General features: G+C 52.0%; 14 protein-coding genes. 5 read left to right on the forward strand and 9 right to left on the reverse strand.

All coding sequences use genetic code 11. The features are described from left to right. Positions 1-349 precede the first annotated feature (349 nt). The 3 genes from dnaA (at position 350) to ACO064_RS23535 (ending at position 3,852) form a co-directional block, all read left to right on the forward strand. The gene (gene dnaA, locus ACO064_RS23525; RefSeq protein WP_421831056.1) at positions 350-1,759 is read left to right on the forward strand and encodes a chromosomal replication initiator protein DnaA; all 1,410 of its coding nucleotides are present in this window, start codon (positions 350-352) and stop codon (positions 1,757-1,759) included. Between the two features lie 111 nt (positions 1,760-1,870). Further along, positions 1,871-2,830: a GNAT family N-acetyltransferase gene (locus ACO064_RS23530; RefSeq protein ID WP_421829651.1), complete on the forward strand. Its 960-nt coding sequence runs from the start codon at positions 1,871-1,873 to the stop codon at positions 2,828-2,830. Beyond that, positions 2,800-3,852, forward strand: a complete 1,053-nt coding sequence (locus tag ACO064_RS23535; RefSeq protein WP_421829653.1) for a GNAT family N-acetyltransferase — start codon at positions 2,800-2,802, stop codon at positions 3,850-3,852. The genes ACO064_RS23530 and ACO064_RS23535 overlap by 31 nt, the downstream gene beginning before the upstream one ends. Before the next feature lie 5 nt (positions 3,853-3,857). Here the strand turns inward: ACO064_RS23535 and ACO064_RS23540 are convergent, their stop codons facing one another. The 3 genes from ACO064_RS23540 to ACO064_RS23550 form a co-directional block, all read right to left on the reverse strand. After that, positions 3,858-4,661 (reverse strand): DUF3108 domain-containing protein, encoded by an 804-nt coding sequence (locus ACO064_RS23540; protein WP_114405602.1) that lies wholly within the window; start codon positions 4,659-4,661, stop codon positions 3,858-3,860. Positions 4,662-4,763: 102 nt separating this feature from the next. Then, positions 4,764-5,807, reverse strand: a complete 1,044-nt coding sequence (locus ACO064_RS23545) for an aminopeptidase (protein ID WP_421829654.1) — start codon at positions 5,805-5,807, stop codon at positions 4,764-4,766. A gap of 29 nt (positions 5,808-5,836) precedes the next feature. Next, positions 5,837-6,880: a hypothetical protein gene (locus ACO064_RS23550; protein ID WP_421829655.1), complete on the reverse strand. Its 1,044-nt coding sequence runs from the start codon at positions 6,878-6,880 to the stop codon at positions 5,837-5,839. A gap of 222 nt (positions 6,881-7,102) precedes the next feature. Between ACO064_RS23550 and recA the strand changes: the two genes are divergently transcribed. After that, positions 7,103-8,173, forward strand: a complete 1,071-nt coding sequence (recA, locus tag ACO064_RS23555) for a recombinase RecA (RefSeq protein ID WP_421829656.1) — start codon at positions 7,103-7,105, stop codon at positions 8,171-8,173. Between the two features lie 179 nt (positions 8,174-8,352). On the opposite strand, the gene ACO064_RS23560 is transcribed toward recA, so the two are convergent. The 5 genes from ACO064_RS23560 to ACO064_RS23580 all read right to left on the reverse strand — a co-directional run bounded on the left by ACO064_RS23560 (position 8,353) and on the right by ACO064_RS23580 (position 13,958). After that, entirely contained in the window at positions 8,353-9,639 is a 1,287-nt protein-coding gene (locus tag ACO064_RS23560) for a citrate synthase (RefSeq protein WP_150881402.1), read from the reverse strand. A 224-nt stretch (positions 9,640-9,863) separates the two neighbouring features. Next, positions 9,864-11,156 (reverse strand): amidohydrolase family protein, encoded by a 1,293-nt coding sequence (locus tag ACO064_RS23565; RefSeq protein ID WP_421831057.1) that lies wholly within the window; start codon positions 11,154-11,156, stop codon positions 9,864-9,866. A 2-nt stretch (positions 11,157-11,158) separates the two neighbouring features. Then, complete coding sequence (locus tag ACO064_RS23570; protein WP_421829657.1) at positions 11,159-11,581, reverse strand: hypothetical protein; 423 nt, start codon at positions 11,579-11,581, stop codon at positions 11,159-11,161. A gap of 99 nt (positions 11,582-11,680) precedes the next feature. Then, positions 11,681-12,844, reverse strand: a complete 1,164-nt coding sequence (locus ACO064_RS23575) for an acyltransferase family protein (protein ID WP_421829658.1) — start codon at positions 12,842-12,844, stop codon at positions 11,681-11,683. A gap of 220 nt (positions 12,845-13,064) precedes the next feature. After that, positions 13,065-13,958, reverse strand: a complete 894-nt coding sequence (locus ACO064_RS23580; protein WP_421829659.1) for a LysR substrate-binding domain-containing protein — start codon at positions 13,956-13,958, stop codon at positions 13,065-13,067. Between the two features lie 176 nt (positions 13,959-14,134). Between ACO064_RS23580 and ACO064_RS23585 the strand changes: the two genes are divergently transcribed. Then, on the forward strand, positions 14,135-15,775 hold the full coding sequence (locus tag ACO064_RS23585) for a glycerol-3-phosphate dehydrogenase/oxidase (RefSeq protein WP_421829660.1): 1,641 nt from the start codon (positions 14,135-14,137) through the stop codon (positions 15,773-15,775). Positions 15,776-15,842: 67 nt separating this feature from the next. Here ACO064_RS23585 and ACO064_RS23590 read toward each other — a convergent pair whose 3' ends face one another. Further along, positions 15,843-18,662, reverse strand: coding sequence for a glycosyl hydrolase (locus tag ACO064_RS23590; RefSeq protein ID WP_421829661.1), 2,820 nt, complete (start codon positions 18,660-18,662; stop codon positions 15,843-15,845). Positions 18,663-18,770: the final 108 nt, after the last annotated feature.

The raw sequence follows: 18,770 nt of genomic DNA on the forward strand, positions 1-18,770 counted from the left end.
AGCCATTCAACCATCAAACCATTTCAACCATCCAACTATCCCAACCATTTTCAACCATCAAACCATCCAATCCATTCTTTTCCAAAGTTAGGTCTTTTCGGAGTAAAGCCACAGCGGAGGGCATCGGTGTCTGCCGTTGGGTTGTATTATTTTGATAATCTATTTTAATGTATTGATAGATAAAAAATGGGGTCGTATTTTTATCCGGCCGGAGTTTGGCAAGTCACCTTGTCTGCTCTAATTTTTTTCCTACTTTTGTCTCCCTTTTTTCACCCACCGGGCTGATTGTCTTGGGCAATTTGGCTTTATGATTAGGTAAAATGAAATTGTGAACATCCCCGTACCCGGCATACAGCGCGAAGCAGTGACGGTCTGGAACCGCTGCCTGCAGGTGATCCAGGAGAACATTCCCGACCAGAGTTTTCGGACCTGGTTCGAGCCGATTGTTCCCCTGCGCCTGAATGGAAGCGAACTGACCATCCAGGTACCCAGCCAGTTCTTCTACGAATGGCTGGAGGAAAACTATGTTCATTTACTTCGAAAAGCGCTTGATTTTGCCATCGGTCATCACGGTCAATTGCAGTATTCGATCATTGTCGACAAAGGCGATGAAGGAAGCAAGCCGTTGACGGTCAACGTGCCGACGTCAAAATCGCCCCAGAATGCCAAACCGGATAACGTCGACGCCGATATTTTGAAGAGTCCATTCGAAATGAAAGACCTGGACTCGCTGCAACTGGATTCGTACCTGAATCCGGCTTATACATTTGATAATTTTATTGAAGGCGACTGCAACCGGCTGGGCCGTTCGGCGGGTTTTGCCATTGCCCAGAATCCGGGAACAACGGCCTTTAATCCGCTGATGATTTATGGCGGAGTTGGATTGGGCAAAACGCACCTGGTGCAGGCCGTCGGCAATTATATCAAAAATAACAATCAGGATAAATTTGTCCTGTACGTGTCTTCCGAAAAGTTTACGACCCAGTTTATCAACTCCATCCGTACCGATTCACTGCGGGATTTCATGGGTTTCTACATGCAGGTCGACGTGCTGATCATCGACGATGTGCAGTTTTGGGCGGGGAAAGAAAAAACCCAGGAAACGTTTTTTCATATTTTCAACCACCTGCACGGCGCCAAAAAGCAGATCATTATGACGTCCGACCGCGCCCCCCGCGACTTGCAGGGCATGCAGGACCGGCTTCAGTCACGCTTTAAGCAGGGCCTGACCGCTGACCTGACCCAGCCGGATCTGGAAACGCGGACGGCCATTATTCAGAAAAAACTGCTGGCCGAAGGCATTTTCATCGAGCATAACGTCATCGAATACCTGGCACATAGCATCAACACGAATGTGCGGGAACTGGAAGGCGTCATTGTGTCACTGATGGCGCAGGCGTCGCTCAACCGCCGGGAAATCGATCTGGATCTGGCGCGGAACACCCTCCGGAATCTCATCATCGACTCGGACAAGGAAGTGACCATCGACACCATTCAGGACGTGGTGGCCGATCATTTCAAGATCGCGGTTGCCGATCTGAAAAGCAAAAGCCGGAAAAAAGAAGCGGTTTTTCCGCGCCAGATTGCCATGTTTCTGGCTAAAGACCTGACGGAATTGTCGTTGAAGTCGATTGGCTATCATTTCGGAGGACGCGACCACAGCACGGTTATTCATGCCATTCAAACGATCAGCGACATCACCAACACGAACCCGCAAATCCGCGAAACCGTCGAGAAGCTGAAAGGCTCGCTGAAATAAAGTGTACGGTTTTCGGTTTATGGTTTTCGGGAGCTGACGCATTTCGTCCGCGTGCGCCAGTCCCGGCGGGGAACCGTACCGAAAACTGAAAACCGAAAACCATAAACTCCCTTGGTTCGCCTGCTCTCCCGACAACACATCGACGATGCTGCGTATAATCGGTGTGTGGCCCTTTCCCCGCAGCGGGTGGTCTATGCCTTTTCGTGGTATCTGGACGTCGTTTCGCCCGGCTGGGAGTTGTTGGTGGAAGGTGATTATGACTATGTTATGCCGTTGCCGGTTCGTCGGCGATATGGCGTCAAGTCCGTTATTCAGCCTTTGTTTTGCCACCAGCTCGGCGTCTTTTCGGTTGGCGAAACCCCTGATGCTGCGGTTTTGTCCCGGTTTCTGGAAACGCTGCAACACCACATCCGTCACGCACCTTCCTATCAGTTTCATGCCGCTAACGCATCAGCCCTGGTGAATGAGTCGGTACAATTTATACCGATGACCAATCACGTATTGAATCTCCAGAAACCGTATGCAGAACTGGCTGCGGGCTACTCGAAAGATCGAAAAAACAACCTGAAACGCGGTTTGCAACACGAATGGGAGTTTCTTGATACCGATGATGTTGCTCCGCTGATCGACTTATTTCGAAAATATAATACCGCCGGGATTGGTCGCGTTGCGCCCCGGGCATATGATCAACTCCGGCAATTGGTTGCGGTTTTGCAACACCGGCAGCAGGTAACCATCCGGGTGGCGAGGCAGAACGGGCGGATCGAAGCGGGGTGTCTGCTGGTGACGGACGTCAACCGGATCATCCACCTTTTCTGCGCGGCCAGTCCGGAAGGGCGAAAAGGCAACGCCCGAACCGTTATGCTGGACCAATTCATTCGGGAATACGCCGGACAGCCGCTCTGGTTTGATTTTGAAAGCCCCGAAGTTGAATCGCTGGCGGCTTTTAACCGCAGTTTCGGGGCCCAACCGGAACCGTATGTTCGGCTGGTGAGCAACCAACTGCCGGATTCGGTGCGGTTCTTGCACCGGATGAAGCAATGGCTGCAGCAAACGCTTTTCCCCCGATAACCGTCCGGTATCTCGACCGCGCCGACCTCGACGCGGTTTGCTGGGACGATTGCATTACCGAATCGACCCAGCGACTGATTTATGCGTTTTCGTGGTATCTGGACGCCCTGACAACCGGCGCTGGCGCTCCGCATTGGGGTGGCATTGTGGCCCAACAGGCCGGGCAGTATGTGGCCGTGATGCCGGTGGTTTACAAACAAAAGTACGGGATACGGTATGCCTACCAACCCGATTACTGCCAGCAACTGGGGATTTTCAGCCGGGCTGAAGTCGATCTGACCAGCTTGTCTTCAGAATTTTTCGACCAGCTAAGCCGGTCTTTTCAGTGGGTGGTTTCGTACCGGTTTAACGAAAAAAATGAAAACGAGCTGCAATTTCCAACTGGTTTTTCCGTCATCAAGCGGTATAACCACGTTTTGCCGCTCCATAAACCGTATGGAGAAATCTACCGGCAGTATGCCACCGACCGGAAAACCAACCTCAACCGGGCGCGTAATGTAGGGTGGGTGGTGGAAGAAAAACCGGACATGCGGCCGTTGATTCAACTACATCGGGAGCATAATGAAGAAAAAGCGGTTGCCGGTATCCAACTGGATTTGACCATTTACGACCGGTTTGTGAAAGCCGTCGATCAACTGAAAAACCGGGGACTGGCGCGCATCTGGCTGGCCCGGAAAGCAGACGAAAAAAACGCCGAAGCGGGTGGCTTGTTTGTGGTGGATCGCGACCGGATTATTTATCTTTTCAATGGCGCGTCACCGACCGGGCGAAAACAACAGGCGCGGTTGTGGATGATCAATCACCTCATCGAAGCGTTTGCCGGACAACCTGTGGAATTTGATTTCGAAAGTCCGGCGGTGGGAGCGGAGTCGGTGAAGGTGTATTACCAGAGTTTTGGGGCCGAAAGCCGCCCTTATACCGAAATTTCCTACGACCATCTGCCGTGGTTCATCACCTGCGCCCGGGCTTTTGTTCGTACGGTTCTTGAATGGAAAAACCGGGCAGGGCGGGGCGATTCGTAGATATTTTACTGCTTGAAAAATTTTAGATCGTTTCGCAGGCCGGAGTGCTTTTTCAGGTCCATCTCCATGGAACCCACCCACAGTTCCACTTCGATTTTCACCGGAACCTTGTTGGCATCGTCCGACACCCAGATTCGAATCGCGTCTTCGCCTTTGAATAATTTATTTTCCGGCAAAACCGGGTTCAGTTTAATGGCATTGATGTGACCAAACCGCGTTTTTACGACTTCCCGACCCCGGTACCGCACCTTCATGTTGTAGACCTGATCGTCGAAAAAAGCGGGTACTTCGATGGTTTGATTTGTGTTGACCCGGCTAAAGTCGATGGTTCGTAAGTAATAATAGCCGCTGATGACGTCGTGGACGTTATCCGGCACTTTAAAAACATCCTTCTGATTTTTTTCTTCGGCCCGAACGGTATTGGCAAAATGATTGAAGGTCACGTTCTCTTCCTTGCGGTGGTTTCCCTCTTCGATGTGGGCGAAAAATTTTTGTGGCAGAATGGCCGTCGTATCGATGTACGACCGCCAGGTGTTGCGAATGCGGGTGATGAGGTCGAAGGCCCCGACGGTCCGGCCATAGACGTTGACGCGGTAACAGGGTCGTTCGTTGACTTTATAAAGCGTCGGAGCCACATCGACAACCGCTTCCGCAGCGTTGAAAATGCCGTAATGGACTTTGTATTCCAGGTGCTCACCGGCCCCAAAACTGGAATTGGGTACGCGACGGTACGCATTTTCCGGTTTCAGCGCCACCTGCGACAGAGCCGCTGTGGTTAGGATGGATAGGATAAGGACTACTTTTTTCATGATCGCTTGACCCTTGGCCCCGCAAATGTCAGGATTAGAGATAGTTATTTCCAACTGGAAACGGGTGAACCGCCATAAAAAGTGGCTCAACCGTCATCAAACTTACAAAGACGGATAGGTCTTTTTTAAATACGCCAGATACTGACTAAAATTGCTCTTAAACTTCTCTTCAAATTCGCGCCGAAAGCGGTTTTGTTGCTGCCGGTAGGTTTTATACCCCACGAAGTACGCGTTATTCGGCAAATTCTGTGGGTTAAACCGACGCTTTTTAGGAACCGGTACCCCCGCCAACGGTTTTGTTTTCAGCGTATCGACGGTTTCGACAATCTGATCGATCAACTGCCACTTCTTCTCCTCCCTGACCCGTTCGGGCGTTTGAGGGTTGTAAGTGGCGTATAAACTATCGAGTTTCCGGGTTCCGCGCAAAACGTGTTCGTCGTATTTTTCGCCGTATTGTTTTGAATCCAGATAACCCAGGGCAGCCAGTGAACTGGCTCCGTATTTCTGGGTCAGAAATTTCAAGGCTCCATATTCACCGACAAAATCCGCGAGGTTTTCGTTGTATTCCAGGTTGTCTTTTACAAACAGCGTGCCATGCGTCAGTTCGTGAATAATCAACTCGGCCAACTGCCCTTCCGATCGTTTCAACATTGACGACAGAATGGGGTCACGGAAAAATCCTAACGTCGACCAGGCGGATACTTCATTTAAACGCGTATCGTAGCCCAGTTGTTTCAGTTCATCCTGTTCCTGATTGGCGCGGTCGCGTTCAAAAAAACCTTTATACGCAAACGTTCCGATGACCGGGAACTCCCATTCTTTGGCCACAAGCCGGTATTTTTCCGAAGCTACCACGACCCACAGAATCGGTTGCCCGTGCTGATCGTAAAATGTCGTGTAGTTTTTGGAAGGATTAATACCCAGAGAATCAACGGCATAACGCTTGATTTCCTGAATAAGTTCAATTTTTTGCTTCAATGAATCCGGAAACGACGCATCGGCCAGCACCTCCTCAACCGGCCGCGTGTTCCACAAAATCCGGAATTGCCCCTTTGCCTGCATCCAGCCATAGCCGATCAGGTCGCGGTACCAGATTCCCAACACAATACATACGCCCAAAAGGGCCAGCAGGATTTTACGAACCATAGACAAAAGTAGCAGACTCTCCCGGTTTTTTAGTGCCGGAAGTTGATATAAACCCCTTCCGAATGCTCAAATTTTCCGTTTCCAACATCATAATGCGGCTCGAAACGGACGGCTACCGAAAGACCGTCGGCGATCGAAATATCCTTTAAAAACCGTAGCATCAGCAGTTGTCGATTGCGCTCCTCGTAGGTGCTGTTGTACCGGCGTGTGAAGCTCTGGTATAAATCTCCGCCCAATTCGGCCCGGTAGGCATTTCCGCGCCAGTAGCTAACCAGAACCGTCAGCGGTTTGAACTGAAGCGTCAGATTGGGGTAAAAAGCACCGCCGGAGTAGGGCTTTTCCGCATTTCCAGAATAACCTGCTACATAGGTGTCCAGCCGGGCCGAGCGCAAAAAACCGGACGCTGCGTTCTGCCAGGTCAAACTCAGACTACCGGCCGCGTTCAAGGCCGTTCGGACGGGCAGCGGGCTGTTGATGTTTTGACCGCCAGCGTGAAAAACCGTGAATTGCAGCGGCACGCTCAGCCGAAAACCGGGGATATACAGCAGCGAAAATTCCGTCGAAATTCCGCCCCAGAACTGCTCCTGACGCGTGTAGCCGGGCCGGGTATTCTGGAGGTAGCAGATCCAGCCGTCGAAGAAGGTGCGATCGGTTTGGTGGTTGATTTGCAGGCCGTTCTCGATGCGCTGCTGCAGCAGCCGTTCAAAATTGTAGAGCGGTTCGATCAGGTTGTGACTTACCGATCCTTCCAACGTCCCAAAGAGGTAATTCCAGTTGCGGTGGTGAAATTTCACGGTGAACGTCGGCGCAATTTGCGTGATGCGATCCTGACCAAAATCGCTCTTGAAAAACATACCGGCTTCCAGCACTACGTTCGGCGCAGGCTGGTAGGCAATCCGGGGATTCAGTTGGTAACCAAAAAGCGTATACCCGTCGGCGATGGGGCCGAAGAACTCATTATTACGGACAAAACCCAGAGCAGTGACGCGAAAACTCAGTTTTTGAATGCTGTCGAGCCGAAAGCGCTGATCGAAGGTCCGGTTGTCCAACTGGGCGTTGACTGTATGCGTCATTAAATATAAATACCATACAACTATAGCAGCAATCGTCCGGTTACATGACAGTATTTCTGGAAAATGTTTAACCTGTGTTAGTTTTTGTCGGGTTGCCGGGCGTATACTACGCTTCATATATTTTGATTATTTTACAAACAGGGCTTGCAAATCTGGCTGCAAAATCGTAATTTTATAAGGCTAAACATACTAAAAATCATTTTTTGAGGAAAAACACATCACATGGCACAAGCAACCGCTAGTACGGCTACTGAGAACAAACTGAAAGCCCTGCAAACGACCATCGAAAAGTTGGACAAAGCCTATGGCAAGGGCACGGTCATGCGGCTGAGTGAAAGCAAAGTCGTTGATATTCCGGTCATTTCGACGGGTTCGCTGGGGCTGGACCTGGCGTTGGGAATCGGGGGTGTTCCACGGGGGCGGGTCGTTGAGATCTACGGGCCGGAGTCGTCGGGGAAAACCACGCTGACGCTGCACTGCATCGCCGAAGCTCAGAAAGCCGGTGGTCTGGCTGCGTTCATCGATGCCGAGCACGCGTTCGACCGCTCGTATGCTGAAAAATTAGGAATCGATACCAAAAACTTATTAATATCTCAACCCGATAACGGTGAACAGGCGCTCGAAATTGCCGAACATCTGATTAGCTCCGGGGCTATCGACATCATCGTCATTGACTCCGTGGCCGCACTGGTTCCGAAAGCCGAACTGGAAGGTGACATGGGCGAAAGCAAAATGGGCCTACAAGCCCGGTTGATGTCGCAGGCCTTGCGGAAACTGACGGGCGTGATCAACAAAACCGGTTGCTGCTGCATCTTTATCAACCAGTTGCGCGAAAAAATCGGGGTCATGTTTGGAAACCCTGAAACCACCACGGGTGGAAATGCCCTGAAATTCTATTCGTCGGTTCGTCTGGACATTCGCCGGATCGGACAGATTAAAGACGGTGACGAAATCATGGGGAACCGCACGAAAGTGAAGGTGGTCAAAAATAAGCTGGCGGCTCCGTTTAAAGTGATCGAATTTGACATCATGTACGGACAGGGCATTTCGAAAGTCGGTGAAGTGCTGGACCTGGCGGTTGAACTGGAAATCGTGAAAAAATCCGGTTCCTGGTTTTCCTACGAAGGCAACCGGCTATCGCAGGGACGCGATGCCGTGAAAAATCTGCTGTCCGACAACCCGGAATTGATGGCCGAACTGGAAGCTAAAATCCGGGCAATGGTGAACTCCAACGAAGATGCGCTGGTCGATCCCGTTGGCGGGGCGGAAGATGGTGAGGATACGCTCGATTAAGAAGAACCTTCGGAAGCCGGCTTTGTGGCTTCGCAACGGAAAGATATTCAGTATTGTTTGACAGATGAAGAGGTGGTTGGCCGTTGCTGACCACCTCTTTTTTATTGAGTAGCCGAAAAAAAAAGAACCCCGCATTCATACGGGGTTCTTGCAATAGACTCAAGTTGGTGAATATAATATTAACGGTCACCAATGGCTTTAAACTCGCGCAACGTCGGGCCGGTATAAATCTGACGGGGACGGCCGATGGGCTCTTTCTGTGCCCGCATTTCAACGAATTGGGCGATCCAGCCGGGTAAACGACCGATGGCGAACATCACCGTGAACATATTGGTCGGAATGCCGAGGGCGCGGTAAATAATGCCGGAATAGAAATCGACGTTCGGATACAGTTTCCGCGAAACGAAATACTCATCGTGGAGAGCCGCTTCTTCGAGCCCTTTGGCAATTTCCAGCACCGGATCGTTCACGCCAAGTTTGCTCAGCACATCGTCGGCAGCTTTTTTGATGATGCGCGCCCGGGGATCGAAATTCTTGTAAACCCGGTGGCCGAAGCCGAAAAGCCGAAAACCGGTGGTTTTGGCGTTTTTTGCCATGTCTACGTATTTTGCCACATCACCGCCATTGGCCTTTATTTCTTCCAGCATCTCGATCACTTCCTGGTTGGCACCGCCGTGGAGCGGGCCCCACAACGCGTTGATACCGGCCGAAATCGAGGAATAAATATTGGCGCGTGACGAACCGACCAGCCGCACCGTCGAGGTCGAGCAGTTTTGTTCGTGATCCGCGTGAAGAATCAGCAGTTTGTTCAGTGCGCGGGAAACCACCGGATCGATCTGGTAGTCTTCTACCGGCAGCGCAAACATCATGTGCAGGAAATTCGAGCAGTAGTCGAGCTGATTTTTCGGGTAATTAACCGGATGGCCCTGCGATTTTTTGAACGACCAGGTGGCAATCGTCGGCAGTTTGGCCAGCAGCCGGATGATGTGCATCTGCGTCTGATCCGGCGCTTTGTCGTCGTATGAATCCGGATAAAACGCACTCAGGGCGCTAACCAGCGACGACAAAACACCCATCGGGTGGGCATTATTGGGGAAACCTTCAAAAATTTTCCGCATGTCCTCATTCACCATCGTATGACGCCGGATGCTGTCTTCAAACTCGGCGTATTGTTGCTGAGTAGGCAAGTCACCGTAAATCAGGAGGTAAGCTACTTCCAGGAAACTGGCTTTGTCGGCAAGGTCTTCAATAGAATAGCCCCGGTACCGCAGAATGCCTTCTTCACCATCCAGGAAAGTGATCGCGCTCTGGGTCGCACCGGTATTTTTGTATCCTTTGTCTAACGTAACATAACCCGTTTGGTCGCGGAGATTGGAAATGTCGATGGCTTTTTCTTGTTCGCTACCAACAACGATTGGAAATTGGTAGGTTTTACCATCGACAGACAGTTCGGCAGTGTTTGACATACGTATTTGGGGTAGAGTAAATCGGTTATGGTAAACTTAATCGTTCAGGTTGGCTATCTATCCTCCAGATTGACGACCCTGCGCAACGAATGGACAATGCCGGGCGAGGAGTCGCCGGGCGAAATTAGCCAAAAACCACTAACGACAAGTGATTACTTTGGTAAAAACGCAAGGATTATGCAAAATCTACTTGTTTAACCCGAAATGGATGCCAATAGTTGCGACTATAAATGGATGATTTCACCATTTTTTACCACCAGCCGCACCTTTCGGATGGCCCCAATGGCTTTAGTGGGATCGCCCTCCACTACGACCAGATCGGCCAGCAAACCGGCCTGGATACGCCCCCGGTCGGCAAGATGAAACACATCGGCGTTAACCGAAGTGGCTGAGCGTAAGGCCTCTAGTGGTTTCATTCCGTAAGCCACCATCATTTCCAGTTCGCGGGCGTTATCGCCGTGAGTAAACACCCCAACGTCGCCACCGAAGCAGATTTTTACGCCCGCATCCAGGGCCTGTTTAAATGTGATTCGTTTGTTGCGAATGCGCTCCGGTTCGGGTTCGACGCCTTTTTTCCAGCCCCGGTACTGGCTGGTGGCATCGCCCGCGGCTACGGTGGGGCAGAGGGCGGTTCCGCGTTCTTTCATCAAGGCGAAAATTTGGGGCGTGCCACCATCGCCGTGTTCGATGGTTTCGCAACCCGCCAGAATCGCCCGGCGCATGCCCTCCACCGTGGTAGCATGAGCGACGGTTGGCCGTCCGCTGCTGCGGGCCACTTCGACAATCAGTTTCAACTCGTCCAGCGTGAACGTTGGCCGGGCTTCACTCATTAACCCCCAACGGTAATCGGCGTAGACTTTAATGACGTCGGCACCCTTGCCGATTTGTCGTCGGACAGCCTGAATGAGTTTGTCGTGGCCGTCGGCTTCCTCGGCGCCCTGCGGCACATCGACGTCGGGACTAAACCCTTTGGGAGCGTAACTGCCCGTTGCAATCAGGGCGCGGGTGGCCACAATCATGCGCGGACCGGGAATAATGCCTTGGTCGATGGCTTGTTTGAGCCCCACATCGTCATAATCCGCTCCTTCCGTTCCCAGATCGCGAACGGTCGTGAAACCCGCCAGCAGCGTGTTTCGGGCGTGGATAGTGGCCCGGGCAACGCGGTAGGAGCGAGGCTCTTTCAACACCTGATCGTCCCAAGTCGTTTCGTTATACGGATGGAGCAGCAGGTGTGAATGGCCTTCAATGAGACCGGGCAACAGTGTAGTTCCTTTTAAATCAATCACTTCAGCGCCTTCGCTCCGAACGCTGGCTGCGGGTCCCACGGCTTCAATGGTAGCGCCTTTGACCAAAACCACCCACCCTGCGTGCACGGTTTCTCCGTCAAAAACCTGATCGGGTTTATATAACCGCCTATCGGCAACGTTCGGGTTGCCGATAGGCGCAGAGGGCGAAGACGGGAACGTTGCAGAAAAAAAAGAGGTCGTAACCCACAGGAAAAGCAGGTAAGGCGTCAACGTCATCGGCGTTTATGAGGCTTTTTCGTCGTTAAAACATCATACGACGTTTTTCCGAAGATAATCGCCAGAATCACGGGAAGCAACACCGCACCGGTTTTAAATCCTGAACCCATCAATTGGTATGTACCGGTCGAAAACCGGGTATAGGTTTGGAAAATCGCAAACAGACAGACCACAAACAATGTGACGGCCAGCACTGCCGCCAGCGTACCGCTCAAGGCCCGGCTGATGAGGAAGCCGAGCAGCAGGGCTACCAAAACCGTGACTGCCACGGTGGCCATCGCTTTGGGCAATGTTTCGAGGTAATCATGGTCGTACCAGAAAATACTGATCTGGCCAATCAAATTCGGATGGGCCAGCAGCCAGGCATCGACGATCACTAAAACAAACAGGACGAGGTAATAAAACTGGTTGTTGCGCATTGGAGAGCAAAAGGTGATGAAAACCCAATCTTCGGGAGTTTTTATGAATAAAAAAAGCCTCAAAAGAGGCTTCTGGTTAGAAATAATCCCGCGACCGTTTCAGGATAACGCTGCCGCCTGGTCATTTTGTGTATGAACACTGGCTACGGGTGCCGTTTCGTACAGGATAATTTCAGCGGGCGTTTTTTGGGGCGTAGCGGTTTTCGGGCGGCTCGTCGTGAGCCAGCCTAGAAGCGGTTTTTCAACCCGATGGTGCATCTGCCAACTGAACCAGGCCAGAAAGCCGACCAGCAGTACGTTCGCCAGCACCACGTAGTTGGAAAAACCGAGAATCATCAGCGCCTGCGTCAGCATCATAATGGCGGGTATATGAATGAGATACAGGAGGTAGGAAGCATCTCCCAGTTTCAAGATCCATCCTGGATAGGAGAAAGAACCGGATAATTCCCAGCGGACAAAACCCAGCAAAATAACCGTGGCTGGCACACCGAAGCCCCAGATTCTCAACCCAATTTCAGAAGGATCAATCAATTCACCAGCCAGGAAAAACAGAGACACGGAAAGAGCCAGCAACACCGGATGAATCGTAAAGGAATACCGGCTGATGAGAACGTAAGCGACTACGCCGAAAAAAAACTCCAGATTAAACGGGCTCAGCAGGAACGAATGAAAACTGAATTCGAACAAAGCAGGCAGTCCGGCCACGGTGGCCAGGCTGTTGAGTAGCGTGGCAGAAACCAGCACAATCGGGATGATCAGGAAGTAGCTGGAGGCAATCACCAGGGCAAATAATGTGTAAAAATAAAGTTCGTAGCTCAAGGTCCAGGTTACTGGTAACAGGCTGTCGTGTGTGGGGAAGAGCGTTAAGGCTTTTACAATTCCGACGGGGTTAAAGGAGTACGAAAGCCATTGTAACGAGGGCGCAAAGGCTTTAAGCCACAGGGACAAAATACCGGCCAGCAGCAGTACCAGCCAGTAAATGGCGTAAATACGGCCAAAACGTTTTTTTAGATACGGTTTCAACTGATCCGGTCGATTTATTTTCGACAGGCTGGTGTGAGTGATAATAAAACCGCTGATCACAAAGAACAAATCGACACCTCCAGAACCGGCTTTAAAACAGCGTAAAAAAGGAGAATAAATCGCAACGTCCTCCATCTTCATGGATACGTGGAAGATCGTTACAAGCAGAGCGGCAACGGCACGCAAAGCCTGAATGGACCGAAATAATTTCGGCAGAGGGTTAAGGGGACAGAGGAGCATGAACAGGAAATTTTAATTACACGTTCGACTTGATAGGTCTATGCATTTCCCGTTTATGAGCCAGAAGTAGCCATAAACGAATCAATCTGGTTAGATCAAATGCATAAGATTACTATTAAGATGCTAATATGTAAAAATGGTAACATGTTCTATGCAAATAATTAATTAAACGGCTGGTCGCCGGGATTTTATGGGAGCTTGGAAAAGCATGTATTCCTGCTTATGGCAGGTAGTACCGCCGGGCAAATGTCATGAAACCGGCCGCTAGACCCTCCGGTAGTCCCTGCAAATGAACGAAACTGAACGTTCGGGGCAGGCGAAAATCCTTAATGGTAACAATTTTGAGCACTCCGCTCTTGACTTCTTTTTCAATGGCGCGGGAGGACAGAATGGACAGGCAATTGGCGTGTTCCAGAAATGATTTGATGCTTTCCGAACTGCCCAGGTGCATGACCACGGTCAGCGCGGAAGGCCGGATGCCCCGCGCCTGGAGTGCCGTTTCCAGCACTTCGAGCGTGCCGGAACCGCGTTCGCGCAACACCATCGGAATGGCGCTCAGATCTTCCAGCGTAATTTCCTTCAGACGGCTGTAGCGGCTGTTGCTGTGCACGACGGCGACCAGTTCATCTTCCAGAAAATCATGGTATTTCAACCCGGCATGGTGTTTTTTGCCTTCCACAATGCCCAGATCGATCTCTTTGGCCGAAACCGCGTGTTCGATCATCTCGGTGTTGCCGGTTTGCAAACTGAGCTGGATGGTTGGATACCGTTCGTAATAGGAAGCCAGGAGGGGCGATATCAGGTATTGGGCGATGGTGGTGCTGGCACCGAGCCGCAGACTGCCTTTCAAGTCATTTTTAAAAGTATTTAGCTCAAAAAGGGCTTCCTGATACAGATCAAAGATTTGCCCGGCATACCGGAACAACACCTCACCTGGGGGCGTCAGCACGATGGTATTGCCTTTCCGGTCAAAAAGCCGCAGGCCGAGCATATCCTCCAGTGCCTTCACATGTTTGGTAACAGCGGGCTGGGTAATGAATAGCTCCGAAGAGGCTTTCGTGAAACTGTGGTGACGGGCGACGCTGTAAAATACTCTCAACCGGAAATCTTCCATCGGAACAATCAATAAAGCTATAGTTATAACCAAAGGTAATAGAGCTACGAAGAAAACAAACCAGGAAATTGCCAACAAGCCCTGCGGGCTTATTGGCCGTGAAGTTGCATGAAAATAACTACCAGACTCTGCTTACCTTTGCATTTCTCCGCTAAACTCGGCGAAACAACTCGATTATGCAGCGCAACGACCATCTCAAAGAAGCCGAAAATCAGGAATTTGACATTTGCATCATTGGTGGAGGTGCCACCGGCGCCGGGTGTCTGCTCGATGCCCAAAGCCGGGGTCTGAGGGCCATCCTCATCGAGAAGCACGATTTTGCTTCCGAAACTTCCAGTAAATCGACGAAGCTGATTCACGGCGGGGTGCGGTATCTGGAGCAAGCGGTCAAACAGGCCGATCTGAACCAGTATCACATGGTGAAAAAAGCCCTGCGCGAACGGCTGACGCTCATCCGGAACGCTCCGCATCTGGCACACCCGCTGGCCCTGCTGACGCCCTGCATGAGCTGGATGGAAGGCATTTACTATACCGCCGGACTGAAAATGTACGACACGCTCTCCGGCGACCTGAGCATCGGAAAAAGCGAGTGGCTGAACAAAGAAGAAGCCCTGAAACGCAACCCCTCGCTCACCCATAAAATTCACAGCGCGGTGTTGTATTACGACGGTCAGTTGAACGATGCGCGGTACAATATGTCGCTGGTCAAAACCGCCATGCAATACGGTGCTGTGGCCCTCAACCACGCCGAAGCCCGCACGTTTGAGAAGGATGCGGCCGGTCAACTGGTGGTTTTGTACGTCCGGGATTCGCTGACGGGGCGGTTGTTGCGGGTGCGGGCCAAACGGTTTATCAACGCCACCGGTCCGTTTGCCGACCGCATCCGACTGCTGGCGAACCCCGAAATGGGCATCCGGATGCGGGTCAGCAAGGGCGTTCACATCATTGTGCCGGGCGAGCTGATGCCGTCGGATGCCGCCATTCTGGTGCCGAAAACCGACGACGGACGCGTGGTTTTCATTATTCCCTACAACGGAAAATTGATGATTGGGACAACCGAAACCGAGTCGGAACTGGGCGAGTCGGAGCCGGTGGTCGAGCGGGCGGAAGTCGATTATCTGATCAGTTACGTCAACCGGTATTTTGAAAAACCGATCACCGCCGATCAGGTCATTGCCGGTTTTGCCGGTTTGCGCCCCCTGTTGCAGGCCGACCCCAACGCCGATACCAAGCAACTGGTGCGCGATCACGAGGTGGAAGTGGATCCGGCGTCGGGCCTCGTCAGCATTCTCGGTGGCAAATGGACAACGTATCGACTCATGGCGAAAGACACCATCGACAAGTTCTACGAATTGCAGCAATGGCCCGAACAACCCTGCGTTACGGATCACATCAAACTGGTCGGGGCCGAAGGTTACGCGGATGATTTCTGGAAAGTGCTGGTCAATAAATACGCCGTTCCGGAAGCCATTGCCAGACACCTGAACCGACAATATGGCACCGAAAGTCTGGAAATTGCGCAGCTTATGCACGACCGGCCCGACTGGGCCGAGCGGCTTTCTGATCGTTTGCCACACACCAAGGCCGAGGTGGTTTTTGTGGTGCGGGCCGAAATGGCGCAAACCCTCAAGGATGTGCTGGCCCGGCGGTTTGGCCTGGAACTCACCGACTGGGAATCCACCGACCAGATTTCTGAAACCGTTGCCGACCTCATGGCCGCCGAACTGGGTTGGACCGAGGACGAGCGCCGGAAAGCCGTGTCCGACTACCACGCCGAGATCGACTGGTTTCGGAAATCGGCGGGGCTGGTACTTTAATATGAAGTAAATAAACGAGTGGTCTGGCCGGTGGTTTCGGAGATATAGGATTGATCAGAGGTTAATTCTATTTCCCCGAAACCACGGGTGTCAACGTCACCGGGCCGAGTAATCCAGACGCCAGCGGTTTCCATTTTTCAGCGGTAAAATTCCCATCTTCACCCCGGTTTTCGCGCAGCCGGGCCGACATGTTGATGTTGTAAAATTTCTTCCAGTTGATGTGTTCCCGATCCATGTCGGCAATCCGGTTTGCCATGCTGTTCGACACAAAAACCGTCAGGGTGTTGGTCGGTTTTAACTGGTCTTTGGGAATAAAAACCTGATACGTTGGCCCGATCAAGGTTCCGATTTCTTTGCCATTCAGTTGAACACGGGCACTTTCGGCCACTTTTCCCAGATCGAGCAGCCAGCCGTCACCGGTTCCTTCCGGTTTCGGGAAAGAAATCGTGTAGGTGGCCGTTCCCGAAAACTTTTTTACATCATTGCCCTCCAGTTCCGTCCACGAAGCCAGTTGATCGGTTTCTTTTTTGGTGGGCAACTGTGGCCCTCCCTCAATGAAATTGATCGCCCAGGTTCCCTTGATTTCAGTCCCGGCGGCTGACGGTTTTAGATACGCATACGCCGGACCACTGACGGCCGTTCGTGACGTTTCCAAAATGCAGGACTCGCCGGGCGCCAGTTGCAGATACACCTCCCCAACTCCGCCGGTTGTTCGAAACCGGGCCAGGCCCAGCTTCTCCGTCATCGGGTTATACAACGCCACCGACTTCGCAGCCACGCTGAGCGGCACCCAGCCGTCAACGGCCTTGTTCCCCCAGTTGGCGATGAAATAGTAATTTCCGGCTGCGTGACTCCGGCGCACCACCTGTAGCCCGGTATCGACCATTTTCTCCCGCTTAACGCCCGCAGCCGTCAGCATAGCTTCCAGATCACTCGCTACCCAGAACGCGCCTTTCCCGACCCGCGCTTTCTGCACCCCATCCTCGGCATCCTCGAAATTGATGGACGTAATCAACGCATTGAACGCGTTCTGGCGAAGGGCCAGTTTGCCCCAACCGGGAACATCCTGCGGTAGTTCGTTGGCAAAAACCACCTTCGCCCCGCTCTGCGCCAGCTTCATCAACTGCTGCAGCGTTTCCAGCGGAATCAGTTGCGCTTCGGGTACCAGAATCGTCTGGTACGTTACGCCACCAGTTTGCAATTTCCCGCCAAGGGCCGTTACTTTCATCAGTTGTTTATCCGATATAAAGTCGAAACCGTATCCTTTTTTCAGGAGCGTCTCGGCATGTTTCTCCACCGGCAAGCCTTTAAAGCCGTGTTCGATCCCGTCGAAATGTTGCAGCAACTCCCGGGCAGGGCGGGCAAAGGCATCGTAGATCGGCAGGTAGACCAGTACATCGTTGTTCGGCTTTCCGGCTTGCAGAAACGACTGGCAACGAGCTACATACTGATTCAGCTTTCCAAAATCCGTCCAGAAGGAATTGTTCGGATTGAAATGCACGGCGGCATAAAACAGCCAGCCGGGCCAGGCAGCTTCCTGCGGGGAATAGTTGGTGCCGTGGTAAAACGTGTGGTTCACCCCGCCGAGCAGAAACCGGTCCATGTCCTTTTTAATGTCGCTCAGTTTCGACAGGAAATGTTCGTTATCCCAAGTCGCCGACTCCGACGAAGTCAGCTTTTTGCCCGTCACGTTGGCCGCCGACGACGCAAATTTGATGCGCAGCATTTCCGTGCCTTCGATCTCGGGAATGTCGGTGATGGCATACAAATCCAGAATGTTCGCGGGCGAACCGTGCGCCTGGTTCCGGATGATTTTGCCTTTCCCTTTGGCCCAATCGCTCCAGGTTTTCGTGTAATTTTCGAGCAGCAGTTCCGAAATGGTTTCCCGGTAATCGGTCAGCACGCGCTGGTAACGGTCATTTTTTCCTTTTGCAAAAAAGGACACCAGTTGGTGCCGCAGGTCGTAGCCGCGCCGTTTCACAAACTCATTGAACAGGGCCGGGGTCCAGTTGCTTTCGCCCTGGGCGTCGTCCACCTCATACGAATCGTTGAAAAACGCCCGGAGATTTTTCAGATCGTGCCCTTTAAAAGCCGTATCGAATTTTTTGAGGTAATTCTGCGTGGCGGTTTTGGAAAAGTGATCGATCACGTCGCCCTCGCCCCCCGGCCCGGCCCGCTCGACCATCTTGCCGTGCCAGCCCTGAAAAACCGCATACAAAATCCAGGTGCCGTCCGGCGCCGTCCAGTTCAGTTTCCCCGTACTGTCGACGCTGGTGGTCAGGTTGATGACCCGGCCGTTGTCCGAATACGCCATCATTGTGACCAGCGGCAGCGGTTTTTCGAACCGCACCTGATCGAACGCATGACGTTGCAGATTCGGATTTTTTGCAATCGGCTCGACCAATTCTTTGATGTCGATTTTCTCACCCACCGTCCGAACCATCGGTTTCTGAATATAAGTTACCGACTCGTTGAGCGTCTCGCCACTTTTCAGCGTAAAGGTTTTGTGAACGACGTACTTGCAGGCATCTTCCGGCGTCACCCACGGTCCGCCAAACGGCCAGCCCGACGCCTGCGCCAGATCAACCCCCAGACCAATCCGACTGGCTTCTTTCAGGGTATGATCCAGCATCGACATCCACTTCGGCGACAGAAAATCGATGAACTGTTTTTCTTCCCCTTTTACGCCATAAATTGGAGTAATTTCGACCCCGCCCAAACCCGCTTTCTGGTATTGGGTCATCAGGTTCGTCAGGTCTTTCGGGTTCACGGCGCTCCCCATCCACCACCACCGGGTCCAGGGTTTGGCCTGCTGCGTGACGGCTGGCCAGCGGGGTTGGGCAAGAAGGGCGTTGCTGAGGAGAAGTAAAAAAAGTAATTTTTTCATGTGTTTTGAGAGTAAGAGCTATTACACAGAGTTTATCAGAGGACATCAGAGTTTATCAAAGTTTTCTCTGTTAAACTCTGATGTCCTCTGATAAACTCTGTGTAATAG

It is taken from the genome of Larkinella sp., from assembly GCF_965227735.1.
Taxonomy (GTDB): Bacteria; Bacteroidota; Bacteroidia; order Cytophagales; family Spirosomataceae; genus Larkinella.